Below are 22,462 nucleotides of genomic sequence, written 5' to 3' on the forward strand. Positions count from 1 at the left end.
TTCCAAATGCGTGCATGGTGGCTGAGTGGTGCCTTGGCCCTGATGTTCTGGGCTCAGGGAGCGGTTGCAGGCACCCTGCTTGTGGTCGGCGATAGTATCAGCGCCGCTTTTGGCCTGGATAGCCGCGTAGGGTGGGTTGCTTTGCTGGAAAAACGCCTTCAGGAGGAGGGTTTCGAGCACGCCGTGGTCAACGCGTCGATCAGCGGCGATACCAGCGCAGGCGGCGCCGCGCGGCTCTCTGCGCTGATCGCGGAGCATAAGCCGGAACTGGTCATCATCGAGTTGGGTGGCAACGATGGCCTGCGCGGGCAGCCTCCTGCGCAATTGCAACAGAATCTTTTTGAAATGGTTCGGCAGTCTCAGGAAGCAGGCGCCAAGGTGCTCATTTTGGGGATGCGTCTGCCGCCAAACTACGGGGCGCGCTACACCACGGCTTTCGCCCAGGTGTTTGCTGATTTGGCGGAGCAGAAGAAGGTGCCGCTGGTGCCGTTTTTCCTCGAGGGCGTTGGTGGCGTGCCGGGAATGATGCAGGCCGACGGCATTCACCCGACCGAGTCTGCGCAGGCGGTGCTGCTGGACAACGTCTGGCCGACTTTGAAACCCATGCTTTGAGCGCCTGTGGATGTCGGAAAACTGAGTAGGCAGAGGCTTTTCCGCCTCAGGCCTTTCGGCTAATGTGGCCGGCCTGTCACGGAGCCCCAGATGCCGCGTCCCGCCTGGTCCCTTTATGCCTACCAACTGATCGAGCCGGATGAGCAGCTGGATCTGTTCGCCTGTCGTGAGGTGCGTGTGCACCTGGTGGCTCGTCAGTTGCGCCTGGGTGGGCATGCTGATCGCACATTGTGTGGCGGTTTGTTGCCGGCACAGCCGCGTTGGCGGACCTTGGAAAAGGCCTGGCTGCGTGATCGTCGCTTGTGCCCAGCCTGCCTAGCGACATTCGAGGCCCAGCGTCAGGGACTGTGCTCGAATTGGGCAGATGGCTGACGCCTGCCCGGCTTGCAAATCGCGGTGTACAATCGCCGTAATATCATTCAACTCTTCAAGGGACATCCCGGATGTTGTCGCGCTTTTCTGCGGTCAACCGCTGCCTGACTCTGGTCGCACTGTGCTCCAGTGCCGCAGTGCAGGCTCTCGAACTTCCACTGCCGCCGCCAGGCGAGGATGTGGTGGGCCAGGTACAGGTGATCAAGGCCAAGTACGAGGACACCTTTGCCGATCTGGGAACGGCAAACGACCTCGGCTATCTGGAAATGGTCGCAGCCAACCCGGGCGTCGACCCCTGGCTGCCGGGCGAGGGCACCGAAGTCATCCTGCCGACACGGTACGTGCTGCCACCGGGCCCGCGTGAAGGCATCGTGATCAACCTGGCCGAGTATCGTCTGTACTACTTCCCGAAAGGGCAGAACGTTGTGCATACCTTCCCACTGGGCATCGGTCGTGAAGGCTGGGGGTCACCACTGGGTGTCGGCCGGGTAACGGTAAAGACGCCGAACCCGGCCTGGTATCCGCCCCAATCGATCCGTGATGAGCACGCTGCTGACGGCGATATTCTGCCCACTGTTGTGCCGCCAGGCCCGGACAATCCACTGGGCCCATACAAGATGACACTGTCGTTCCCGGGTTACCTGATCCATGGTTCGAACAAGAAGTTCGGTATCGGCATGCGCGTCAGCCATGGCTGCTTCCGCATGCTCAATCACAACGTGCTGGAGTTGGCGGGCATGGTGCCTGTCGGCACTCCCGTGCGCATTCTGAACGAGCCGTACAAGTTCGGCGTCAGCGGTGGCAAGGTCTATCTGGAAGCGCATGCGCCGCTGGATGATGAGGGTGATCCATCCGTCGTCGACAAGCACACGGCGGTGATCAACGCACTGCTCAAGCGTGACGAACTCAGCGGCCTGCGTCTTGACTGGGAGATGGTTCGTGAAGTGGTTGCTGCCGAGGACGGCATGCCGGTGCCCATCGCGGCACAGACCGAGAGCGTGGTGGCGAGCAGCGACAACCCGTTCTGATCTCTCCAGTTGCAAAAGCCCGCCTGCACGCGTGTACGCGGGTTTTTTATTGCCTGCTAATCGAGCTGTTCTGAGGGTGGCAGGTCATTAGCGGGTAATAAAAAAGCCGCACCAGTTGCCTGGGACGGCTTTCGAAAAAACGAGTCGCAATTACTTGCGGCTGGCTTTTTCCAGCATGCGCAGAGCGCGCTCGTTGGCTTCGTCAGCAGTTTGCTGAGCTTTCTGAGCGGCGGCCAGAGCTTCATCAGCCTTGCGGTAGGCTTCGTCAGCACGGGCTTGAGCGCGAGCTGCTGCGTCTTCGGTAGCAGTCAGACGAGCTTCGGTTTCTTTGGACATGCTGCTGCAACCGGTAGCCAGAACTGCGGCCAGAGCCAGAGCAGAGAATTTCAGAACGTTGTTCATCGTGTTCCCCTTGAGGTGGAGTTTTCCATAAAGAGCAATTCCCCAACTGCGGGAAATTAGCCGGCGTACATACTACCTATTACTTTTAGTAAGTAAACGGAGCCAGGGCAAGAGTTGCAGGTTTTTTTTCTTCGAGCTGGGCGCTGAAGGGTAGAGCCTGCGCGGGCTGGCTAAAAAACAGCCAGTTACGTAATCCATACAGTGTCGCGATTGTTCGAACTGTTATAACTGTCCCGACGTTGAAACTAAAACAATAAAGAGGGGATGCAGATGCTTGGGAATTTGGGGCTCTTGCTGGGCTTGGCGCTGCTTATCTTCATGGCGTTGCGCGGGGTGAACATATTCATCGCCGCATTGCTCTGTTCGATTTTGGTGGCACTGAGCAATGGCGTCGCCGTACCAGGTGCGCTGCTCGAGCACTTTCCATTCGGCCCCTTGGGTGCATTCACCTTTGCCGGCAAGTTCTTCGTGTTATTTCTCTGCGGGGCGATCTTCGGCAAGGTCATGGCTGCCAGTCAGGCGGCCAGCAGTATTGCTCAGGCCATCACCCGCGGCCTGGGTACGCAGCGCACGCTCTGGGTGGCGATGCTGGTGTGTGCGGTTCTCACCTATGGCGGGGTGGTGGTATTCGTGGTGATCTTCACCATGTATCCGTTGGGTATTACCTTGATGCGCGAGGCCAATCTACCCAAACGATTGTTCTGCGCAGCCACGGCGCTGGGTGCGGGAACCTTCACCATGACGGCCTTGCCTGGCTCACCGTCGATTCACAACGTGATCGCCGCCAGTGCGCTGGGCACCGATCTTTTCGCAGGTGCCTGGATTGGTCTGCTCGCCTCGCTGGTAATGATCGTGTTGGGTATGGCCTATCTGCAGCGCGAATGGCGTCTGGCGCGCGAGCGCGGTGAAGGGTTCGAGCCTAACGCGCAGGACGAGCGTATGCAGCAGTTGGCCGGTGCGCCGGGTAGCGGGCCGCATTGGGGGATGGCGCTGGTGCCGATCATCCTGGTGCTGGGAATCATCCTGCTGCCGCGCCTGCTCGCTCTGTCTGGTGCGGTTGTACCGGGTGAGGGGGCTCTAGGTGGATTGTTGGCCCTCAGTCAGTCGCAGCCGATTCTCTGGCCCAGTCTGGCCTTGGTGATCGCTACCGGTGTAGCGGTGGTGATGTTTTCGGCGTTGCGTCGTAATACCCTCGGCCTGCTGGGGCAGGGGGCGGATGATGCGATCATGCCGCTGCTCAATACCGCTGCGGTGATCGGCTTTGGCGGTGTGGTTACCCAGACCGCAGGTTTCGCTCAGTTCGCCCAGTGGATACTGGGGGTGGATCTGCCGCCGCTGTTGTCGGTGTTCGCATCGGTCAGCGTGGTCTCGGGGATCGTCGGTTCTTCGTCTGGTGGCCTGCAGATCTTCATGCAGACCCTGGCGCCGCGTTACCTGGAGATGGGGGTGGACCCCGAGGTGTTGCACCGGATCGCCAATATCACCGCTGGTGGTCTCGATTCGCTACCGCATTGTGGTGCAGTGATTGCGATGCTGATGATCATGGGCCTGACTCACAAGCAGGCGTACAAGGACATCTTCGTCATCACAGTACTGATCCCCGTGATTGCGGCTTTGCTCTCTATCGCAGTGTTGAGCTTCTGATTGCTCGTGGCTGGGCGCTTCGCCGACTGATAAGCTTGGCCAACTGTATAGGTCGGCAGTGGCATCAAAATTTGCGCTTTTGCCGCAGCACCGGTATGAAGTAAAAATAGATGCGCCGCTAATGGTTGGCGGCTAGAGGAGTGAAGATGAGCGAGGGTTTGTCCATCCACCATGACCAGACGAGTCACCAGTTCGTGACGACCGTCGATGGTGATCGTGCCTATCTGGCCTATATGGATCTGGGCAAGCAGACGCTGGACATCTATCGCACCTTCGTGCCCAACGGTCTGCGTGGCCGTGGCATCGCCGCCGCGTTGACCGAGCATGCCCTGCAGTACGCCGAAGGCAAGGGTTACACGGTGATTCCGTCGTGCTCGTATGTCGAACGCTACATGGAGCGACGTGCGCGTCACCAGTAGGATCGATTTGGAGACTTACAGCCCGCGCTGAGCGTCATGGTGAGCTGAAGCCCACCCTACGTGAATGCGGATACGAAAACGCCGGGCATTGCCCGGCGTTTTCATTGCTGCTGCGATCCTAGAGGGTGTTTACAAGATAGGCGAACGAAGGCAAGACAAGGCGAAAACGATCGAGAAAGCGGAGTTTACGTGCTGTAAATGAGCATTTCGAGATCGTTTTCAACGCAGTATTGCCAAGTGCAGCCATTTTGTAGACAGCCTCTTAGCCGCGAGGGCGCTTGGGCAGTACGTCCTTGAGTTTGGCGTGCATGCTGCGCAGGCTTTTCTCGGTGGTATCCCAGTCGATACAGGCATCGGTGATGGATACGCCGTACTTGAGGTCGCCGAGATCCTTCGGAATCGACTGGCTGCCCCAGCCCAGGTGACTCTCGACCATCAGGCCAACGATGGAGTTGTTGCCTTCGAGAATCTGGTTGGCCACGTTCTCCAGAACCAGTGGCTGCAGGGCCGGGTCCTTGTTGGAGTTGGCGTGGCTGCAATCGACCATGATGTTCGGGCGAATGCCGGCTTTTGTCAGTTCCTGTTCACAAATGGCAACGCTGACCGAATCGTAGTTGGGCTTGCCGTTGCCGCCGCGCAGTACCACATGGCCATAGGCATTGCCCTTGGTGGTTACGATGGATACGCCACCTTCCTGGTTGATGCCGAGGAAGCGGTGCGGGCTGGAAACCGATTGCAGGGCGTTGATGGCCACGGTCAGACCGCCGTCCGTGCCGTTCTTGAAGCCAACGGCCGAGGACAGGCCCGAGGCCATTTCGCGGTGGGTCTGGGATTCGGTGGTGCGTGCACCGATGGCCGACCAGCTGATCAAGTCCTGCAGGTACTGCGGGGAGATCGGGTCGAGCGCCTCGGTGGCGGTGGGCAGGCCCATTTCTGCCAGGTCGCGCAGCAGCTTGCGGCCGATGTGCAGACCGTCCTGGATCTTGAACGAGTCATCCAGGTAGGGGTCGTTGATGAGGCCTTTCCAGCCGACCGTGGTACGCGGCTTCTCGAAGTACACGCGCATGACCAGGAACAGGCTATCGGACAGCTCGGCAGCTAGTACCTTGAGGCGCTCGGCATATTCGTGAGCGGCCTTGATGTCGTGGATGGAGCAAGGGCCGACGACCACGAACAGGCGATGATCCTTGCCGTCGAGGATGTCACGTACCACCTGGCGACCATGGGCAACGGTCTTCAGTGCAGCATCGGTCAGGGGGATTTCGCGTTTGAGCTGATCGGGGGTGATCAGCGTTTCGTTGGAGGCGACGTTGAGGTCGTCGATCGGTAAATCAGCCATCGTGCTATTCATCGGGTCAGGTCGTCAGGTCACGGGTGCCGGCCGCCAGCGATCCCCTATGGCGGTGCACAGCTAGTTGGTGCAGGGGGAGCCGAACCTTAGCGCGTACGGGGCTGCGCGACAATGGGCGTGAAGTCCAATTAGCCTCATAGATTGGCAGTATGAGGTGGCGTTTTGCCCCTGCAGAGGGTTTATTCAGGCGAGATAGGGAAACTCCGCAGCATGCTTGGCGATCCAGTCCTGAGCGCATTGCTCGATGGCCATGGGCTGGCCTGACTCATGTTCGAGTTGTTGCCGGTAATGCTGGATCTGGCAGACCTGCTCGACCATACGCGCACGAAACAAGGTGTCTTCATCGATGAAGGCGATGCCCACCAGATAATCGCCCTCCTGCCGCCGACACCAGGCCACGACGCCGGGATAGCGGGCCTGGTCGCCTAGTAGGGGAATACGTAGCTCCACCGAGGTACCGCGACGAAACCCCCGCGACGAGTTGCACGCGACGCCGCCGAGGCTGATATTGTTCAGCCGTTGCCGGGGAATGCAGGCTTGTTTGCGCAGTACCAGTTCTACCGGCATGTCGCTTGGATGACGCAGAAACTTACGCATGAACACCGACCTTCAATGCAGGCAAACTGACATCATTGAATTCAGTATAGCGACGCAATTGGAATTGACCGATCTGGATGCTGATCGCCGCCTGCTCGACCTTCCCGGTGCGTCGCTGCTGGTGTTCACAAGCACGGGCTGTGCCAGCTGCCGCTGGGCACGTCAGGCCTTGCCTGGCATGCCGCTACCAATAGAGCGACTGTGCTGGGTCGATGCAGGGCATAACGCCGGATTGGTGACGCGCTACGAGGTATTTCACTTGCCGGCGCTGTTTCTGGTCAAGGACGGTCATTTCTTTGGCGCGCTGCACACACGTCTTACCCTTTCCGATCTGGTTACCGCCTTGGGCGAGGCCTTGCTTCGCCCGGCTGAGGAGCTTCCCTGATGTCTCAACCCCCCACGCCGCGTATTGGCATTATCGGCACCGGTGCCATTGGCGGTTTCTACGGAACGATGCTGGCTCGCGCTGGCCATGACGTGCACTTTCTGCTGCGCAGCGAGTATGGCGCGGTGGTCGAGCGAGGCCTACAGTTGAACAGTGCGGTACATGGTGCACTGAACCTGGCTCCGGTACAGGCCTACCAACATGTCGACGACATGCCACCTTGCGACTGGTTGCTGGTGGGCACCAAGACCACCGCGAATGTCGAGCTGGCGCCGCTGATTACCAACGCTGCAGGGGCAGGCGCCAAGGTGGTACTGCTGCAAAATGGCCTGGCAGTGGAAGATGAGCTGCGCCCACTGTTGCCCGACGACCTGCACCTGCTGGGCGGGCTTTGCTACATCTGCGTTCATCGTAGTGCCCCGGGCGTGATCGAACATCAGGCGCTGGGGGCGATCAACCTGGCCTATCACTCGGGCCCTCTGGCCGACGACGAAGCGCGCCTGGCGCTGGCCGAGGAGGGCGCCAGCCTGCTGCGCAGCACCGGCCTGGATTCCGCGGCGATGCGCGATCTGGCGCAAACGCGCTGGCAGAAGCTGGTGTGGAATATCCCTTATAACGGTCTGTCGGTGTTGCTCGATGCCGACACGCAGCGCCTGATGGGCAATCCCGACAGTCGTGCGTTGATCGCTGACATGATGCAGGAGGTGGTGCAGGCCGCTCAGGCGCTGGGCTACAGCATGCCGGACAGCTACGCCGACAAATTGCTGGCCGCCACTCAGCGCATGCCCGATTACCTGCCGAGCATGTACCACGATTTCGCTCAGGGCCGCGTGGCGGAACTGCATGCCATCTACGAGGCGCCATTGGCGGCTGCGGACGCAGTGGGTTTCGATATGCCCAAGGTGCGCGCTCTGTATCAGGCGCTGCGGTTCATTCAGGCTCGCCAGGAGGCCTAAATATGGGTAAGGGGCTGGGGGACAAACTGGTGCTGGCGATCTCTTCGCGGGCGCTTTTCGATCTGAGCGAAAGCCACCAGATCTACGAAAGCGAAGGCGTGGAGGCCTATCGCCGCTATCAGATAGAGCATGAAGACGAAGTGCTGATGCCGGGCGACGCCTTTCCCCTGGTGGAGAAGCTGCTGGGGCTCAATACGCGTCTCAGCGAGCAGCGCGTGGAAGTCATCCTGGTGTCGCGCAACAGTGCCGATACCGGGTTGCGTGCGTTCAACTCGATCCAGCACTACGGCCTCGGCATTTCCCGCGCGGCTTTTGTGGGTGGTCGTAGCCCTGATCCCTATCTGGCTGCCTTTGGCTGTCATCTGTTTCTGTCTACTCATGCCGACGATGTGCGTAATGCACTGAAGGCCGGTTTCGGCGCAGCCACGCTGCTTTCCGGTGGCGCGCGGCGGGCGAACAGCAACGAACTGCGCATCGCCTTCGATGGCGATGCCGTGCTGTTCTCCGACGATTCCGAGCGCGTCTACCAGAGTGGCGGTCTCAACGCCTTCCAGGATCATGAGCGCGAAGCCGCAAGGCAGGCGCTGCTGGGTGGGCCTTTCAAACCCTTCCTGGCGGCACTGCACAGCCTGCAGCAGGAGTTTCCCGAGGCAGACTGCCCGATCCGTACCGCGTTGGTCACCGCGCGTTCGGCGCCGGCGCATGAGCGGGTGATTCGCACCCTGCGGGAATGGAACATTCGTCTGGACGAATCCTTCTTCCTCGGTGGGCTGGACAAGTCGGCGGTGCTCGAAGCCTTCGCCGCCGACGTATTCTTCGACGATCAGACCGGACACTGCGAAAAGGCGCGCCAAGTGGTCGCCACTGGTCATGTCCCGCATGGGGTGAGCAATGAGTTGCTGCCCTGAGCCGATGCAGGCGCTCAAACGCCTGCATATAGCCATTCGTCCTAAATAACGCTGCCAATCTTGCTTTGTCTGATGCGCTGCTAAGCTCAATAAAGGGCCTGCGCCAGCAGTCGAGGAGGCCGCGTGATCCGTTCGATACTCTATGCCACCGATCTGGGGCTTTATGCTTCCTATGTGCTGCAGCACGCCCTTGCCATGAGCCGTAGCTTCAAGGCTGATCTGTATGTGGTGCATGCGGTTGAACCCATGGGGTTGTTCGCTGAGTCCGTACTCCAGACCTACCTGGATGAAGAAACCCTCGGGGAGCTTCGTCGCAATGGGTTGAGCACGGTCATGGCCAGCATCGAGCAGCGTGTGCTGGAGGGATTTCGCGACGAGTTGGGTGATGCTCAGCAGGATCTCGAACTGATTCGTGCTGTGCGGGTGTTGCAGGGGGACCCGCCGGCGATGATTCTTGAGGAGGCGCAGAAACTTGGGGTGGATCTGCTGGTCGTAGGCAGTCATAGCCATGGTGCGGACTTGGCCGTGCCGCTAGGTCGCACCGCCGCACGGATCGTGCAATTGTCGGAAGCACCGGTGTATCTGGTGCCCATGCTGCAACACCGTGGGCATGGGGATTTGTAAGAAGGGGTAAATAATAAAACGTTCTAGGCTGTTCTATTAAACCAATAATATGGTTATATACGGCGTTGGCGGCTGTTGGCCTGCCTTACTGCTCCGAGGGAAACATATGAAGCTTCAGCAATTGCGCTACATCTGGGAAGTTGCGCACCACGACCTCAACGTATCGGCTACCGCTCAGAGCCTGTACACCTCGCAACCAGGGATCAGCAAGCAGATTCGCTTGCTCGAGGATGAGCTGGGCGTGGAAGTTTTCGCCCGCAGCGGCAAGCACCTGACCCGCGTGACCCCAGCCGGGGAGCGCATCATCACAACGGCCGGCGAGATTCTGCGCAAGGTCGAGAGCATCAAGCAGATTGCCCAGGAGTTCTCCAACGAGAAGAAGGGCACCTTGTCCATCGCCACCACCCACACCCAGGCGCGTTATGCCCTGCCGCCGGTGATCAGCGCGTTCATCAAGCAGTACCCGGATGTCGCTCTGCATATGCACCAGGGCACGCCGACGCAGATCGCCGAGATGGCGGCCGACGGCAGCGTGGATTTCGCCATCGCCACCGAAGGCCTGGAGATGTTCAACGACCTGATCATGATGCCTTGCTATCGCTGGAACCGCTGCGTGGTGGTGCCGCAGGGGCATCCGCTGACCAAGCTGCCGAAGCTGACCCTCGAAGCGCTGGCCGAGCACCCCATCGTCACTTACGTATTCGGCTTCACCGGTCGTTCGAAACTGGACGAGGCCTTCAGCCATCGCGGCCTGACGCCCAAGGTGGTGTTCACCGCAGCCGATGCCGACGTGATCAAGACCTATGTGCGCCTGAACCTGGGTGTGGGCATCGTGGCCAAGATGGCAGTGGACGCCAAGCTCGATCCGGATCTGGTGGTGCTCGATGCCGATGACCTGTTCGAGCCCAGCGTGACCAAGATCGGTTTCCGTCGCGGTACCTTCCTGCGGGGGTTTATGTGCGACTTCATCGAGCGTTTCGCCCCGCACCTGACCCGCGACATGCTGGCCAAAGCCGTGCAGTGCCACAATAAGTCCGAGCTGGAAGAGTTGTTCAGCGGCGTCGAACTGCCGATGCACTGAAGCCTGCTCTGAAACGAAAAATGGCGCTCAATTGGCGCCATTTTCGTTTCTGCACGAGCGTGATCAGTGGCTCAGGTGCAGGCCGCACTCGCGATTGTCTTCGCCCTTGGTTGGGTCGAAGTAATCGAATTCGTTCGGCAGGTCATGGGCGACCAGGTACTGATACAGATCCTTGGACGACCAGTGCAGCAACGGAGCAACCTTGATCAGACCGTCCGGATTGATGCTGATCGGGTCCATCTGCGCGCGCACTGCGGTGTCGGTCGCACGCAGGGCGGTGAACCATACGCTCGGAGCGGTCTCGCGTAGGGCGCGGGCGAACGGCTCGAGTTTCACCTCTTCGGTGAACGCGGCGTGGCGCGGATCATCCAGGGCGGGTACCGGGCCATCGATGGCTTCGCGATGCGCACGCGAACGCTTGGGCAGGTAGGTGATGAGGTTGAGGTTGAGCTTGCGTGTCACTTCATCGGCGAAGCGGTAGGTGGCCTCGGTGTTGTAGCCACTGTCCATCCAGACCACCGGGATATCCGGTTTGACCTGGCTGACCATATGCAGGATCACCGCTTCGAAGGGGCGGAAGTTGGTGGTGCAGATGGCGGGTTTGCCCAGTCCGATGGCCCATTGAACCAGCTTTTCTGGCTGGTTGCCGAATTCGGCGTTGAGCGCGTCCAGGTCGAGTTCCATGGTGAGGACTCCAGATCGTGTGCGTGAGGGCGCGATGGTAGCAAAGGCAGGTTATGCGGCTAAATAACTAAGGCGCTTGATGTCCTTCATTCCAGTTATAAGCAGGTCGCATTGCGCCAACCAAGCCCAGCGGCTAGAGTGCCGGCTCCTTTTTGGCTCAACCGAGGAGTGGCCTGTGGAAATCGCGTGTCTCGACCTGGAAGGTGTTCTGGTTCCGGAAATCTGGATCGCCTTTGCGGAAAAAACCGGCATCGAGTCGCTCAAGGCGACCACCCGCGACATCCCCGATTATGACGTGCTGATGCAGCAGCGCCTGCGCATTCTCGACGAGCACGGCCTGAAGCTCAAAGACATCCAGGACGTCATCGCTACCCTGAAGCCGCTCGATGGCGCCGTGGAGTTCGTCGACTGGCTGCGTGAGCGTTTCCAGGTGGTGATTCTCTCGGACACCTTCTATGAGTTCTCCCAGCCGCTGATGCGTCAGCTGGGCTTCCCGACGCTGTTGTGCCACCGCCTGATCACCGACGAGAGCGATCGTGTGGTCAGCTACCAACTGCGCCAGAAGGACCCCAAACGCCAATCCGTTCTCGCCTTCAAGAGCCTCTACTATCGTGTGATCGCGGCCGGTGACTCGTACAACGACACCACCATGCTCAGCGAAGCCCATGCCGGCATCCTGTTCCATGCGCCGGAAAACGTGATTCGCGAGTTCCCGCAATTCCCAGCCGTGCACACCTTCGAGGCGCTCAAGCAAGAGTTCCTCAAGGCGTCGAATCGCAAGCTGAGTCTGTAACACCGATGCATGATAAACGCCGCGAAATCGCGGCGTTTATTATTTGGGGTACTTATTCGGTTGTGGCTGGCAGGCCTTCCAGCGTTTCCAGCAGCACCTTCACCTTGGTGATGGACTCCTGATACTCGGCCTGCCAGTTGGAGTCGGCGACGATGCCGCCACCGCCCCAGCAGCTGATCTTGCCGTCCTTGACCAGCAGGCTGCGAATGGCAATGGAACTGTCCATCTCGCCGCGCACGTCGAGATACAGGAGCGAGCCGCAGTAGAGCCCGCGCCGGGTCGGCTCAAGCTCATCGATGATCTGCATGGCGCGGATCTTCGGCGCCCCGGTGATGGAGCCGCCGGGGAAGCTGCAGGCGATCAGGTCCAGCGCATCCTTGCCAGGCGCAAGCTCGGCGGTGACGCAACTGACCAGGTGATGCACGTTGGGATAGCTCTCCAGGGCGAACAGCTCCGGCACTTTCACCGAACCGATGCGGCAACTGCGGCCGAGATCGTTGCGCAGCAGGTCGACGATCATCAGGTTCTCGGCGCGATCCTTGCGGCTTTCCAGCAGCTCCTGTGCCTGCGCCTGATCGTCCTCAGCGTCATTGCCGCGGCGCCGCGTGCCTTTGATCGGGCGGGTTTCCACCTGACCGTCGCTGACCTTGAGAAAGCGCTCGGGCGACAGGCTGAGAATGGCATCACCATTGCCCAGACTCTGGAATCCAGAGAAGGGGGTTGGGCAGGCCTGACGCAGTGCCAGGTAAGCGCCCCAGGGATCGCCTGCGCAGGGCGCCTGAAAGCGCTGGGCGAAGTTCACCTGATAGCAATCGCCAGCGAGGATGTAGCCCTGGATGCGATCGATCGCCTGGCGATAACGGTGCTGGTCGATAGCGGCCTGGAACGGCTGGGTCAGGTGGAAGGGCGCAGGCGCTTCGCTATGCGCTGTTTCGAACAGCTTCTGCAGGCGTTGGCGCTCTGCCTCTGGCAGTGCCGGGTGAAACAGCAGGGCGCTGGTCTCCAGCTGATGATCGCTGATCAGCGCCCAGGCGTAGAGGCCGAAGCGCGCATCTTCAAGGTCGAGATCATCGACGCTGTGCTCGGGTAGCACTTCCAGGCGGCGGCCGAAGTCATAAGACAGGTAACCGATCAAACCACCGACGAATGGCAGCTCCTGTTGCGCGGGTGCTTCGGCGGCCCCGAGGCTCTGTAATGCGCCGCGCAGGCGTTGCAGAAAATCGTTGGCCGATTCGTCGGACATGGGCGCCAGTTCTGCCAATGGCCAGGCGCTCATAAGGTCATAGCGCCCACGCTTGGCACTCGGTCGCCCGGCATCCAGCAGTACGGCACCGGGGGCCTGGCGAATGCGCTGGAAGTAGTCGCAGGGATCGGTGCGGTAGGGAAGAGGGTGCAGAGAGCAGCTGGGCATGCGTGGCAGTCGAAAGAGGCAGATGCGCGATTGTAGTCCGCAGCCTGCATTCATCCTAGGGCTTTGCCTGGCATGAAGAGGCGATTTTCAGAAGGCATGAGGTTGGGTTGAGAGGACTTGAATCAGCAGCAGCCTGGACGAACGCAGGCTGCTGCTGAGTGATGGGCTGGGCTGTTGGTCGGTCAGACTTCCTTGCTGGCGACGTGACCGAACAGCTCCTGGGAGAAGCGCACGCGCTCTTCGGCGTCTTCCTGAATGCCTTTGGCTTTCAGCTCTTCCAGACGCGCTTCCACAGCGTGGGCGCGGTGGGTCAGGCCACAGTCGTTGGCAATCTGGATGTTCAGCCCGGGGCGGGCGTTGAGCTCGAGAATCAGCGGGCCCTTGTCCTGATCCAGCACCATGTCCACACCGATGTAACCCAGGCCGCACAACTCATAGCAGCCGGCGGCGAGCTTCATGAAGCCGTCCCAGTTAGGCAGTTGCACACCGTCTACTGCGTTGGTGGTGTCCGGGTGCTTGCTGATCTTGTTGTTCAGCCAGGTACCACGCAGGGTAATGCCAGTGGCCAGATCGACACCGACACCAATGGCGCCCTGGTGCAGGTTGGCCTTGCCATTGGACTGGCGTGTAGGCAGGCGCAGCATGGCCATCACCGGGTAGCCCATCAGCACGATGATGCGGATGTCCGGCACGCCTTCGTAGCTGATGCTCTTGAAGATGGTGTCCGGGGTGACCCGGTATTCGATCAGCGCACGGTCACGGTGACCACCGAGCGAATACAAACCGGAGAGGATGCTGGAGATCTGCTGCTCCAGCTCCTCGTGGCTGACGATCTTGCCGGACACCGTCTTGAAACGATCCTCGAAGCGGTCGGCGATAACGGTGATGCCATCACCGCCAGCGCCTTGCGCCGGCTTGATCACGAAGTCATTGCGCCCGGCAATGATCTGATCGAGCTTGTCGATATCCTTCTCGGTCTCGATGACGCCGTACATTTCCGGCACATCGATGCCGGCCTTGATGGCCCGCTCCTTGGTGATGATCTTGTCGTCGACGATCGGGTACAGGTGCCGTTTGTTGTACTTCAGCACGTAGTCTGCATTGCGTCGGTTGATGCCCATGATGCCTTTGGCTTCAAGGGCCTTCCACGTCTTGATCAGGCCGAACATGGTCTTAGTCCTTGAGGAAGGCTTTGAAACGGAACAGTTCGGTCAGGCGATAACCGCGGTAGCGACCCATCGCCAGCATGAAGCCCACCAGGATCAGCAGGATCGCCGGGAAGGTGAACACGAAGTACACCAGCTCGGGCACGCTCATCAGCAGGTGCGCGATAGTGGCGGCGAACAGCGTGCCAATAGCGACCTTGAAGGCATGGCTACCGCCACGTTCTTCCCAGGTGATCGACAGGCGCTCGATGGTCATGGTCAGAATCACCATCGGGAACAGCGCAACCGACAGACCGCGTTCGAGACCCAGCTTGTGGCTGAACAGGCTGATGGCTGCGATCAGTACCACGACGAAGGTCAGTACTACCGACAGGCGCGGCAGCATCTGCAGCTTCAGATGTTCCAGGTAGGAGCGTAATGACAGGCCGAGCGCTGTAATCACGGTGAACAGGAAGATACCGAAGCCCAGTTGGGTTTCACGGAAGGCGAGGGCGATCAGCACCGGGGTAAAGGTACCCAGGGTCTGCAGGCCGCCGAGGTTGCGCAGGATCAGGATGACCAGCACGCCGATCGGGATCATCACCATGATCATGAAGGTCTGCTGGGTCTGCAGCGGCAGGCCGTACAGCGAGTACTCAAGGAAGCTGGCGTCGGTGTTCTCGTCGGTCAGTTTGGCCAGGCGGATGGCGTTCATCTCGCTGTTGTTCAGGCTGAAGCTGACTTGCGCCTGTCGGCCGCCTTCGAGGCTGACCAGATCGCCATCGCCGATCCACCAGACCAGGCGGTCGTCCGGCAGGCCTTGCTCACCGGTTTCCGGGTTGAAGTACAGCCATTTCTGGCCATTGAAACTACGCAGCCACAGCTCCGGCGACTGAGCGACTTCGGCCTGCAGGCGAATGGTGTGTACACGCTCCATCGGCACGTGGGCGATGGACAGCAGCAGGTCGACGACATTAGCCTTGTTGGCGGTGGAGGCATCACCGCCGAGCAGCAGCTTCACGTTGTCGTCGTTGACGTTGTTGGCGCGCTTGATGGTTTCGCTGATGAAGGTCTCGACATCCGCCGAGTGCTGGCGAATCGGTGCCAGCAGGGCTTCGGCTGCGATCTTCTCAGGGCCTTCGACCGGGATGCTGTCGCGGAAGATCGGGCCTTTTGCAGGTGCCTGCTCGCCGCTGTAACGCTTGGTCAGTACCAGGCGATAGTAGAGGGTCTGTTTGCCATTGGCACGGCGTGCCGACCAGGTGACACGGCGGTTGCCGTCGACACGGTTGACGCTGACGCCGTAGTTGTTGGAGATGAAGCTCTCGTTGAGGCTTACGTAATCCTGGTTCAGTGGCGGCACGAACATCTGCAGCTTCACTGGCTCACGTGGCGTCGCCTGGAATTCGACCTTGGCATCGATGTTCCACAGGTCGTCGGTCTCGTCCTCGGTCACCGGAATGCCGAGAATGAAGATTTGGTATGCCGTAATCAGAACGCCCAGAGCCACCAGGAGGGTGATCAGGACTTTCAGATGCAGGTTCAGAGAGCGCATGGGAATTACTCGCCAGGGGTTGCGTCATTGGTGCAGTCGGGTTTGCCGGCTGCATATTTAAGGCTTGGATCGACCATGGCTTCGAAGTGCTTGAGCGCTTCGGAGCCGATCAGAAGCGGGTATTGGAATGCGCTTCGGTCGGTCAAGTTCACTTCGATCGTGCGCAGGGTCTTGCCCATGCACAGTTCAAGGTCGATTACCGGGCGTGCTGTGTAGGTCTTGCCTTCATTGGGATCGAAGTCGCCAGCACGGCGTTTGATCTTGCTGATACGTGATAGCGGACGCTCGATGGTGCGCTCATGGGCGTCATCGATGGCCAGCACGAAACGCACCCAGGTTTCTCCGTCGCGCTTGAAGCGCTTGATGTCGCGTGCACTCAAGGACGCGGTTTTTGCGCCGGTATCGAGTTTGGCGGCTACCTGCAGGTCCAGTTCTTCTACGTGGATATATTCGTTCAGACCATAGATTGCCTTGCCCATGGCCAGAGCCGGGCACAAGGTCAGCAGGCAGATCAGTAAGGAGAAGGGTTTCAGTCTCATGTGTCCTTGAGAGGGTATTGCCAGGGGCAGGTGAAGGGCAGCGTCTGGCGGCATCCTGCCGTACAACGGCCTGCCGTGAAGTCTAGCAGCCATGGCAAAAGGCGATAGCCGGGCATGAATGCGCGGATTCTAACATGGAGATTTTCCGTGCCGACAGACGCTTATGTAGCTTTCTGCAAGTAAGGTCAATGCTCGCTAGCCTGGCTTGGCTGGAAGTATTGTCGACAATACTTTGGTCTGCTTTGACCTTTATGGCTTTTAGGCGTAATTTCATGGCCATTGTATCTCCGTGGTGTCGACAATAATGCTGCTTGAGTCCGAAGTGTCTACAGCACCCCAGGTGGATTCGGAAACGCTTTCCGAACATGTTTTCCGCTTGATTCAGGCTGCCATCGTCAAGGGCGAGATCGCCCCGGGTAGCAAGATTTCCGAGCCTGAGCTGGCGCGCACCTATGGCATCAGCCGTGGTCCGCTGCGTGAGGCCATCCACCGTCTGGAAGGGCAGAAGCTGCTGGTGCGCGTCCCGCATGTGGGGGCGCGGGTGGTATCGCTCAGTCATGACGAACTGGTCGAGCTCTACGAAATTCGCGAGTCCTTGGAAGGCATGGCCTGCCGTCTGGCCGCCGAGCGCATGACTCAGCACGAGATCGATGAATTGCGCCGGGTGCTGGAGCTGCATGAGCAGGACGCCGCGTTCAAGGCCGGTGTCGGTTATTACCAGCAGGAAGGCGACTTCGACTTCCACTACCGGATCATCCAGGGCAGCGGCAACCGCACCCTGGCCAAACTGCTGTGCGACGAGCTCTATCAGCTGGTGCGCATGTACCGCCTGCAGTTCTCCGCCACACCCAACCGGCCACACCAGGCCTACGCCGAACACCACCGCATTCTCGATGCCATCGAAGGCCGTGACGGCGAACTGGCCGAGCTGCTGATGCGCCGCCATATCGGCGCCTCCAAACGCAATATCGAGCGTCACTATAGAGAGACGCTCGCCACTTCATCCAAGACCCGAGGTGATTCATGACCCAGCTTTCTGCCGGCCAGCGCTTCCGCCAGGCCCTCGCCGAAGAGCAACCACTGCAGGTGATCGGCGCGATCAACGCCAACCACGCACTGCTGGCCAAGCGCGCAGGCTTTCGTGCCATCTACCTGTCAGGTGGTGGTGTCGCGGCCGGCTCGCTCGGTTTGCCGGATCTGGGCATCAACACCCTGGATGACGTGCTCACCGACGTACGCCGTATCACCGACGTCTGCGATCTGCCGCTGCTGGTGGACATCGACACCGGCTTCGGCCCCAGCGCCTTCAATATCGAGCGCACCATCAAGAACCTGATCAAGGCCGGCGCCGCCGCCGCGCATATCGAGGATCAGGTCGGCGCCAAGCGCTGTGGCCACCGTCCGGGCAAGGAGATCGTCTCCTGCGAGGAAATGTGCGACCGCGTGAAAGCTGCCGCTGATGCCAAGACCGACCCGGACTTCTTCCTCATCGCCCGCACCGATGCCATCCAGGCTGAAGGTGTCGACGCCGCCATCGAACGGTGCCTGCGCTATGTCGAGGCCGGCGCCGATGCAATCTTCGCCGAGGCGGCTTACGACCTGCCGACCTATGCACGCTTCGTCAAAGAGCTGAATGTGCCGGTGCTGGCCAATATCACCGAATTTGGCGCCACGCCGCTGTTCACCCGCGACGAACTGGCCTCGGTCGGCGTGGCCATCCAGCTGTATCCGCTGTCGGCCTTCCGCGCGGCGAACAAGGCGGCGGAAAGTGTCTACACCTCGATTCGCCAGAACGGCCACCAGAAGGATGTGATCGAGCTGATGCAGACCCGCGCCGAACTCTACGACCGCATCGGCTACCACGCCTTCGAGCAGAAGCTCGACGCGCTGTTCGCCGCCGGTAAGAAGTAAAGCGGCGCACGGATTTGCTTTGTGTAGGAGCGACTTTATTCGCGATTCGCGGATGAATCTGCTCTTACGGTTCGCTACCGCTGACAGTAAGCAGAACAAGAAGATTTGAGGAGATGACCATGAGCGCCACCGAAACCACGCCAGGCTTCAAGCCGAAGAAATCCGTCGCCCTCAGCGGCACCGCTGCGGGCAACACCGCGCTGTGCACTGTCGGCCGCACCGGCAACGATCTGCACTACCGTGGCTATGACGTGCTCGATTTCGCCAACCGCTGCGAGTTCGAGGAAATCGCCCATCTGCTGGTGCATGGCAAGCTGCCCAACGTTGCCGAACTGGCCGGCTACAAGGCCAAGCTCAAGGCGTTGCGCGGCCTGCCGGCCGGGGTCAAGGCAGCGCTGGAGCAACTACCGCCTTCGGCGCACCCGATGGACGTGATGCGCACTGCGGTGTCCGTGCTCGGTTGCCTGGCGCCGGAGAAGGATGACCACAACCATCCGGGCGCGCGTGATATCGCTGACAAACTCATGGCCTCTCTCGGTTCGGCGCTGCTGTACTGGTATCACTACAGCCACAACGGCAAGCGCATCGAGGTGGACACCGACGACGACTCCATCGGCGGCCACTTCCTGCACCTGCTGCATGGCGAGAAGCCGCGCGAGTCCTGGGTGCGCGCCATGCACACCTCGCTCAACCTGTATGCCGAGCATGAATTTAATGCCTCGACCTTCACCTCGCGGGTGATCGCCGGCACCGGCTCCGACCTGTTCTCCTGCATCGCCGGCGCCATCGGCGCGCTGCGCGGGCCGAAACACGGCGGCGCCAACGAGGTGGCCTTCGAGGTGCAGAAGCGCTACGACAGCCCGGACGAGGCCGAGGCTGACATTCGTGAGCGGGTAGGGCGCAAGGAAGTGGTGATCGGCTTCGGTCACCCGGTCTACACCGTCAGCGACCCACGCAACAAGGTGATCAAGGAAGTGGCCCGCGAGCTGTCCGTGGAGCAGGGCAATACCAAGATGTATGACATCGCCGAGCGCCTGGAAACCATCATGTGGGACATCAAGAAGATGTTCCCCAACCTCGACTGGTTCAGCGCCGTGAGCTACCACATGATGGGCGTGCCCACCGCCATGTTCACCCCGCTGTTCGTCATCGCCCGCACTGCCGGCTGGTCGGCGCACGTCATCGAACAGCGTATCGACGGCAAGATCATCCGCCCGAGCGCCAACTACACAGGCCCCGAAGACCTGAAGTTCGTACCGCTCAAGGATCGTAAATAACCATGAACGACACCGTGAATAGCCAATACCGCAAGCGCCTGCCCGGCACTGCACTGGATTACTTCGACGCACGTGAGGCGGTCGAGGCGATCCAGGCCGGTGCCTGGGACAAGCTGCCCTACACCTCGCGCGTACTCGCCGAGCAACTGGTGCGCCGCTGCGAGCCGCAGGATCTAACCGCGTCGCTGGAACAGCTGGTCTACCGCAAGCGCGACCTGGACTTTCCCTGGTATCCGGCGCGCGTTGTCTGCCACGACATTCTTGGCCAGACCGCGCTGGTCGACCTGGCCGGCCTGCGTGACGCCATCGCCGAGCAGGGTGGTGATCCGTCCAAGGTCAACCCGGTAGTACCGACCCAGCTGATCGTCGACCACTCGCTGGCCGTGGAAGCGCCGGGTTTTGATCCGGACGCCTTCGAGAAGAACCGCGCCATCGAGGACCGCCGCAACGAGGATCGCTTCCACTTCATCGACTGGACGAAAACCGCGTTCAAGAACGTCGACGTGATCCCTGCGGGCAACGGCATCATGCACCAGATCAACCTGGAGAAAATGAGCCCGGTGATCCAGGCGCGTGGTGGCATTGCCTTCCCCGACACCTGCGTCGGTACCGACTCGCACACCCCGCACGTCGATGCCCTGGGCGTGATCGCCATTGGAGTCGGCGGCCTGGAAGCCGAGACGGTTATGCTTGGTCATGCCTCGATGATGCGCCTGCCGGATATCGTCGGCGTCGAGCTCACCGGCAAGCGTCAACCTGGCATCACCGCCACCGATATCGTTCTGGCAATCACCGAGTTTCTGCGCAAGGAACGAGTGGTCGGTGCCTGGGTCGAGTTCTTCGGCGAGGGGGCGGACAGTCTGTCCATCGGCGACCGCGCGACCATCTCCAATATGTGCCCGGAGTATGGCGCCACGGCCTCGATGTTCTATATCGACGGCCAGACCATCGACTACCTCAAGCTCACTGGTCGCGAGCCGGAGCAGGTGGCGCTGGTGGAAACCTACGCCAAGACCCTCGGCCTTTGGAACGACGCGCTGAAAACCGCCGAGTACGAGCGCGTGCTGCGCTTCGACCTGGGCAGCGTGGTGCGCAACATGGCAGGCCCGAGCAACCCGCATCGCCGCTTGCCGACCTCGGCACTGGCCGAGCGCGGCATTGCTGACGAGGCCAAGCTGCAGAGCGGCAAAGTCGAAGAGGCCGAAGGCCTGATGCCGGATGGCGCTGTGATCATCGCCGCCATCACCAGTTGCACCAACACCTCCAACCCGCGCAACGTCATCGCCGCCGGCCTGGTTGCGAAGAAGGCCAACGCGCTGGGCCTGGTGCGCAAACCCTGGGTGAAGACCTCGTTCGCACCGGGTTCCAAGGTCGCCAAGCTGTACCTGGAAGAGGCCGGTTTGTTGCCTGAGCTGGAGAAGCTCGGCTTCGGCATCGTCGCCTACGCCTGCACCACCTGTAATGGCATGTCAGGCGCGCTCGATCCGGTAATCCAGAAGGAAATCATCGACCGCGACCTGTATGCCACCGCAGTGCTTAGTGGCAACCGCAACTTCGACGGGCGCATCCATCCCTACGCCAAACAGGCCTTCCTCGCCTCGCCGCCGCTGGTGGTCGCCTATGCCATCGCCGGCACTGTGCGTTTCGATATCGAACAGGATGCGCTGGGCAGCGATGCTCAGGGCAATCCGATCACGCTGAAGGATTTGTGGCCGAGCGACGAGGAGATCGACGCCATCGTCGCCGCCTCGGTGAAGCCAGAGCAGTTCAAGCAGATCTATATCCCGATGTTCGACCTGGGCAGCGTGCAGGAGGCCGAGAGCCCGCTGTACGACTGGCGCCCGACGAGCACCTATATCCGCCGTCCGCCTTACTGGGAAGGCGCGCTGGCCGGCGAGCGCACGCTCAAGGGCATGCGTCCGCTGGCGATCCTGCCGGACAACATCACCACCGATCACCTGTCGCCGTCCAACGCCATCCTGGCCGACTCGGCCGCCGGCGAGTACCTGGCGAAAATGGGCCTGCCGGAAGAGGACTTCAACTCCTACGCCACCCACCGCGGCGACCACCTGACCGCGCAGCGCGCCACCTTCGCCAACCCGCAACTGATCAACGAGATGGCCGTGGTCAACGGGCAGGTGAAGAAGGGTTCGCTGGCCCGTGTCGAGCCAGAAGGCCAGGTAATGCGCATGTGGGAGGCCATCGAGACCTATCTGAACCGCAAGCAGAACCTGATCATCGTCGCCGGTGCCGACTACGGCCAGGGATCGTCCCGCGACTGGGCGGCCAAGGGTGTGCGTTTGGCGGGTGTGGAAGTGATCGTCGCTGAAGGCTTTGAACGCATTCACCGTACCAACCTGGTGGGCATGGGCGTGCTGCCGGTGGAATTCAAACCGGGCACCACGCGACTGACCCTGGGGCTGGATGGCACTGAAACCTATGACATCGAGGGCGATATCTCGCCGCGCTGCGACCTGACCCTGGTGGTCAATCGCCGCAACGGAGAGCTACTGCGCGTACCGGTGACCTGCCGCCTGGATACCGCAGCGGATGTCAGCGTGTACAAGGCCGGCGGCGTGCTGCAGCGCTTCGCCAAGGACTTCCTCGAAGGCGCGGTGGCTTGATGTAACGACCGGCCCCTAAGCGGGCCGGTACACCTTCTGTAGGAGCGAGCTCTGCTCGCGAACGAAGCTTCTCTACGAGGCTATTCGCGAGCAGAGCTCGCTCCTACAAGAAACGGTAGCGCTCGCCCGGATGTGATCCGGGAA

General features: G+C 60.7%; 23 protein-coding genes. 15 read left to right on the plus strand and 8 right to left on the minus strand.

Annotated elements, in window-relative coordinates:
- Positions 1-6: 6 nt before the first annotated feature.
- From AAEQ75_RS18630 to AAEQ75_RS18640, 3 genes are all read left to right on the plus strand, one after another.
- Complete coding sequence (locus AAEQ75_RS18630; protein WP_343350059.1) at positions 7-612, plus strand: arylesterase; 606 nt, start codon at positions 7-9, stop codon at positions 610-612.
- Between the two features lie 90 nt (positions 613-702).
- Complete coding sequence (locus AAEQ75_RS18635) at positions 703-984, plus strand: hypothetical protein (RefSeq protein WP_099524330.1); 282 nt, start codon at positions 703-705, stop codon at positions 982-984.
- Positions 985-1,055: 71 nt separating this feature from the next.
- A complete protein-coding gene (locus AAEQ75_RS18640; protein WP_343350060.1) occupies positions 1,056-2,012 on the plus strand; it encodes a L,D-transpeptidase family protein in 957 nt (318 codons plus the stop codon).
- Between the two features lie 150 nt (positions 2,013-2,162).
- Here AAEQ75_RS18640 and oprI read toward each other — a convergent pair whose 3' ends face one another.
- Positions 2,163-2,414, minus strand: a complete 252-nt coding sequence (gene oprI, locus AAEQ75_RS18645) for an outer membrane lipoprotei OprI (protein ID WP_003239826.1) — start codon at positions 2,412-2,414, stop codon at positions 2,163-2,165.
- A 270-nt stretch (positions 2,415-2,684) separates the two neighbouring features.
- On the opposite strand from oprI, the gene AAEQ75_RS18650 reads away from it, so the two are divergent.
- Together AAEQ75_RS18650 and AAEQ75_RS18655 are read left to right on the plus strand one after the other, a co-directional pair.
- Entirely contained in the window at positions 2,685-4,058 is a 1,374-nt protein-coding gene (locus tag AAEQ75_RS18650; protein ID WP_343350061.1) for a GntP family permease, read from the plus strand.
- 146 nt (positions 4,059-4,204) lie between these two features.
- Positions 4,205-4,477 carry a GNAT family N-acetyltransferase gene (locus tag AAEQ75_RS18655; protein WP_099524325.1) on the plus strand — a complete coding sequence of 91 codons (273 nt, stop codon included), beginning with the start codon at positions 4,205-4,207 and terminating at the stop codon, positions 4,475-4,477.
- A gap of 262 nt (positions 4,478-4,739) precedes the next feature.
- Here the strand turns inward: AAEQ75_RS18655 and AAEQ75_RS18660 are convergent, their stop codons facing one another.
- Both AAEQ75_RS18660 and AAEQ75_RS18665 read right to left on the minus strand, forming a co-directional pair.
- Entirely contained in the window at positions 4,740-5,816 is a 1,077-nt protein-coding gene (locus AAEQ75_RS18660) for a 3-deoxy-7-phosphoheptulonate synthase (protein WP_179576477.1), read from the minus strand.
- Between the two features lie 195 nt (positions 5,817-6,011).
- Positions 6,012-6,425 (minus strand): PilZ domain-containing protein, encoded by a 414-nt coding sequence (locus AAEQ75_RS18665; protein ID WP_099524323.1) that lies wholly within the window; start codon positions 6,423-6,425, stop codon positions 6,012-6,014.
- Between AAEQ75_RS18665 and AAEQ75_RS18670 the strand changes: the two genes are divergently transcribed.
- From AAEQ75_RS18670 to cysB, 5 genes are all read left to right on the plus strand, one after another.
- Entirely contained in the window at positions 6,424-6,810 is a 387-nt protein-coding gene (locus AAEQ75_RS18670) for a thioredoxin (protein WP_343350062.1), read from the plus strand. The two genes, AAEQ75_RS18665 and AAEQ75_RS18670, sit on opposite strands and share 2 nt — an antisense overlap.
- Positions 6,810-7,766 carry a putative 2-dehydropantoate 2-reductase gene (locus tag AAEQ75_RS18675; protein WP_343350063.1) on the plus strand — a complete coding sequence of 319 codons (957 nt, stop codon included), beginning with the start codon at positions 6,810-6,812 and terminating at the stop codon, positions 7,764-7,766. Before AAEQ75_RS18670 ends, AAEQ75_RS18675 begins: the two co-directional genes overlap by 1 nt.
- A gap of 2 nt (positions 7,767-7,768) precedes the next feature.
- On the plus strand, positions 7,769-8,674 hold the full coding sequence (locus AAEQ75_RS18680) for a 5'-nucleotidase (protein WP_106732375.1): 906 nt from the start codon (positions 7,769-7,771) through the stop codon (positions 8,672-8,674).
- Positions 8,675-8,797: 123 nt separating this feature from the next.
- Positions 8,798-9,298 carry a universal stress protein gene (locus tag AAEQ75_RS18685; RefSeq protein WP_106732374.1) on the plus strand — a complete coding sequence of 167 codons (501 nt, stop codon included), beginning with the start codon at positions 8,798-8,800 and terminating at the stop codon, positions 9,296-9,298.
- A gap of 106 nt (positions 9,299-9,404) precedes the next feature.
- Positions 9,405-10,379 carry an HTH-type transcriptional regulator CysB gene (gene cysB, locus AAEQ75_RS18690; protein ID WP_037003999.1) on the plus strand — a complete coding sequence of 325 codons (975 nt, stop codon included), beginning with the start codon at positions 9,405-9,407 and terminating at the stop codon, positions 10,377-10,379.
- Positions 10,380-10,442: 63 nt separating this feature from the next.
- Here the strand turns inward: cysB and AAEQ75_RS18695 are convergent, their stop codons facing one another.
- The gene (locus AAEQ75_RS18695; RefSeq protein WP_343350064.1) at positions 10,443-11,063 is read right to left on the minus strand and encodes a phosphoadenosine phosphosulfate reductase family protein; all 621 of its coding nucleotides are present in this window, start codon (positions 11,061-11,063) and stop codon (positions 10,443-10,445) included.
- Between the two features lie 175 nt (positions 11,064-11,238).
- Between AAEQ75_RS18695 and thrH the strand changes: the two genes are divergently transcribed.
- Entirely contained in the window at positions 11,239-11,856 is a 618-nt protein-coding gene (gene thrH / locus AAEQ75_RS18700; protein WP_106732373.1) for a bifunctional phosphoserine phosphatase/homoserine phosphotransferase ThrH, read from the plus strand.
- A 52-nt stretch (positions 11,857-11,908) separates the two neighbouring features.
- On the opposite strand, the gene pabB is transcribed toward thrH, so the two are convergent.
- From pabB to AAEQ75_RS18720, 4 genes are all read right to left on the minus strand, one after another.
- Positions 11,909-13,267 carry an aminodeoxychorismate synthase component I gene (gene pabB / locus AAEQ75_RS18705; protein WP_343350065.1) on the minus strand — a complete coding sequence of 453 codons (1,359 nt, stop codon included), beginning with the start codon at positions 13,265-13,267 and terminating at the stop codon, positions 11,909-11,911.
- A gap of 182 nt (positions 13,268-13,449) precedes the next feature.
- Positions 13,450-14,436, minus strand: coding sequence for an alpha-L-glutamate ligase-like protein (locus AAEQ75_RS18710; RefSeq protein WP_179576483.1), 987 nt, complete (start codon positions 14,434-14,436; stop codon positions 13,450-13,452).
- A gap of 4 nt (positions 14,437-14,440) precedes the next feature.
- Positions 14,441-15,967, minus strand: coding sequence for an inactive transglutaminase family protein (locus AAEQ75_RS18715; RefSeq protein ID WP_343350066.1), 1,527 nt, complete (start codon positions 15,965-15,967; stop codon positions 14,441-14,443).
- A gap of 5 nt (positions 15,968-15,972) precedes the next feature.
- Positions 15,973-16,506 carry an ATP-dependent zinc protease family protein gene (locus AAEQ75_RS18720; RefSeq protein ID WP_343350067.1) on the minus strand — a complete coding sequence of 178 codons (534 nt, stop codon included), beginning with the start codon at positions 16,504-16,506 and terminating at the stop codon, positions 15,973-15,975.
- Between the two features lie 304 nt (positions 16,507-16,810).
- Here AAEQ75_RS18720 and AAEQ75_RS18725 point away from each other — a divergent pair, with 304 nt between their 5' ends.
- The 4 genes from AAEQ75_RS18725 (at position 16,811) to acnD (ending at position 22,318) form a co-directional block, all read left to right on the plus strand.
- Positions 16,811-17,533, plus strand: coding sequence for a GntR family transcriptional regulator (locus tag AAEQ75_RS18725; protein ID WP_343350068.1), 723 nt, complete (start codon positions 16,811-16,813; stop codon positions 17,531-17,533).
- On the plus strand, positions 17,530-18,417 hold the full coding sequence (prpB, locus tag AAEQ75_RS18730; RefSeq protein ID WP_106732368.1) for a methylisocitrate lyase: 888 nt from the start codon (positions 17,530-17,532) through the stop codon (positions 18,415-18,417). The genes AAEQ75_RS18725 and prpB overlap by 4 nt, the downstream gene beginning before the upstream one ends.
- 119 nt (positions 18,418-18,536) lie before the next feature.
- Positions 18,537-19,694, plus strand: a complete 1,158-nt coding sequence (gene prpC / locus AAEQ75_RS18735; protein ID WP_256836922.1) for a bifunctional 2-methylcitrate synthase/citrate synthase — start codon at positions 18,537-18,539, stop codon at positions 19,692-19,694.
- 14 nt (positions 19,695-19,708) lie between these two features.
- Complete coding sequence (acnD, locus tag AAEQ75_RS18740; RefSeq protein WP_343352429.1) at positions 19,709-22,318, plus strand: Fe/S-dependent 2-methylisocitrate dehydratase AcnD; 2,610 nt, start codon at positions 19,709-19,711, stop codon at positions 22,316-22,318.
- The last annotated feature ends 144 nt before the right edge of the window (positions 22,319-22,462 follow it).

This window comes from Pseudomonas sediminis (genome assembly GCF_039555755.1).
GTDB classification, from domain to species: Bacteria; Pseudomonadota; Gammaproteobacteria; order Pseudomonadales; family Pseudomonadaceae; genus Aquipseudomonas; species Aquipseudomonas mendocina_D.

Excerpts from the sequence above, each read along its gene's own strand:
- AAEQ75_RS18640 (WP_343350060.1), top strand. The coding sequence starts at position 1,056 with ATGTTGTCGCGCTTTTCTGCGGTCAACCGCTGCCTGACTCTGGTCGCA.
- AAEQ75_RS18650 (WP_343350061.1), top strand. The coding sequence starts at position 2,685 with ATGCTTGGGAATTTGGGGCTCTTGCTGGGCTTGGCGCTGCTTATCTTC.
- AAEQ75_RS18660 (WP_179576477.1), bottom strand. The coding sequence starts at position 5,816 with ATGGCTGATTTACCGATCGACGACCTCAACGTCGCCTCCAACGAAACG.
- AAEQ75_RS18715 (WP_343350066.1), bottom strand. The coding sequence starts at position 15,967 with ATGCGCTCTCTGAACCTGCATCTGAAAGTCCTGATCACCCTCCTGGTG.
- AAEQ75_RS18665 (WP_099524323.1), bottom strand. The coding sequence starts at position 6,425 with ATGCGTAAGTTTCTGCGTCATCCAAGCGACATGCCGGTAGAACTGGTA.
- prpC (WP_256836922.1), top strand. The coding sequence starts at position 18,537 with ATGAGCGCCACCGAAACCACGCCAGGCTTCAAGCCGAAGAAATCCGTC.
- AAEQ75_RS18675 (WP_343350063.1), top strand. The coding sequence starts at position 6,810 with ATGTCTCAACCCCCCACGCCGCGTATTGGCATTATCGGCACCGGTGCC.
- AAEQ75_RS18630 (WP_343350059.1), top strand. The coding sequence starts at position 7 with ATGCGTGCATGGTGGCTGAGTGGTGCCTTGGCCCTGATGTTCTGGGCT.
- oprI (WP_003239826.1), bottom strand. The coding sequence starts at position 2,414 with ATGAACAACGTTCTGAAATTCTCTGCTCTGGCTCTGGCCGCAGTTCTG.
- AAEQ75_RS18725 (WP_343350068.1), top strand. The coding sequence starts at position 16,811 with ATGCTGCTTGAGTCCGAAGTGTCTACAGCACCCCAGGTGGATTCGGAA.
- cysB (WP_037003999.1), top strand. The coding sequence starts at position 9,405 with ATGAAGCTTCAGCAATTGCGCTACATCTGGGAAGTTGCGCACCACGAC.
- pabB (WP_343350065.1), bottom strand. The coding sequence starts at position 13,267 with ATGCCCAGCTGCTCTCTGCACCCTCTTCCCTACCGCACCGATCCCTGC.
- AAEQ75_RS18655 (WP_099524325.1), top strand. The coding sequence starts at position 4,205 with ATGAGCGAGGGTTTGTCCATCCACCATGACCAGACGAGTCACCAGTTC.
- AAEQ75_RS18670 (WP_343350062.1), top strand. The coding sequence starts at position 6,424 with ATGAACACCGACCTTCAATGCAGGCAAACTGACATCATTGAATTCAGT.
- AAEQ75_RS18635 (WP_099524330.1), top strand. The coding sequence starts at position 703 with ATGCCGCGTCCCGCCTGGTCCCTTTATGCCTACCAACTGATCGAGCCG.
- AAEQ75_RS18680 (WP_106732375.1), top strand. The coding sequence starts at position 7,769 with ATGGGTAAGGGGCTGGGGGACAAACTGGTGCTGGCGATCTCTTCGCGG.
- AAEQ75_RS18720 (WP_343350067.1), bottom strand. The coding sequence starts at position 16,506 with ATGAGACTGAAACCCTTCTCCTTACTGATCTGCCTGCTGACCTTGTGC.
- prpB (WP_106732368.1), top strand. The coding sequence starts at position 17,530 with ATGACCCAGCTTTCTGCCGGCCAGCGCTTCCGCCAGGCCCTCGCCGAA.
- AAEQ75_RS18695 (WP_343350064.1), bottom strand. The coding sequence starts at position 11,063 with ATGGAACTCGACCTGGACGCGCTCAACGCCGAATTCGGCAACCAGCCA.
- AAEQ75_RS18710 (WP_179576483.1), bottom strand. The coding sequence starts at position 14,436 with ATGTTCGGCCTGATCAAGACGTGGAAGGCCCTTGAAGCCAAAGGCATC.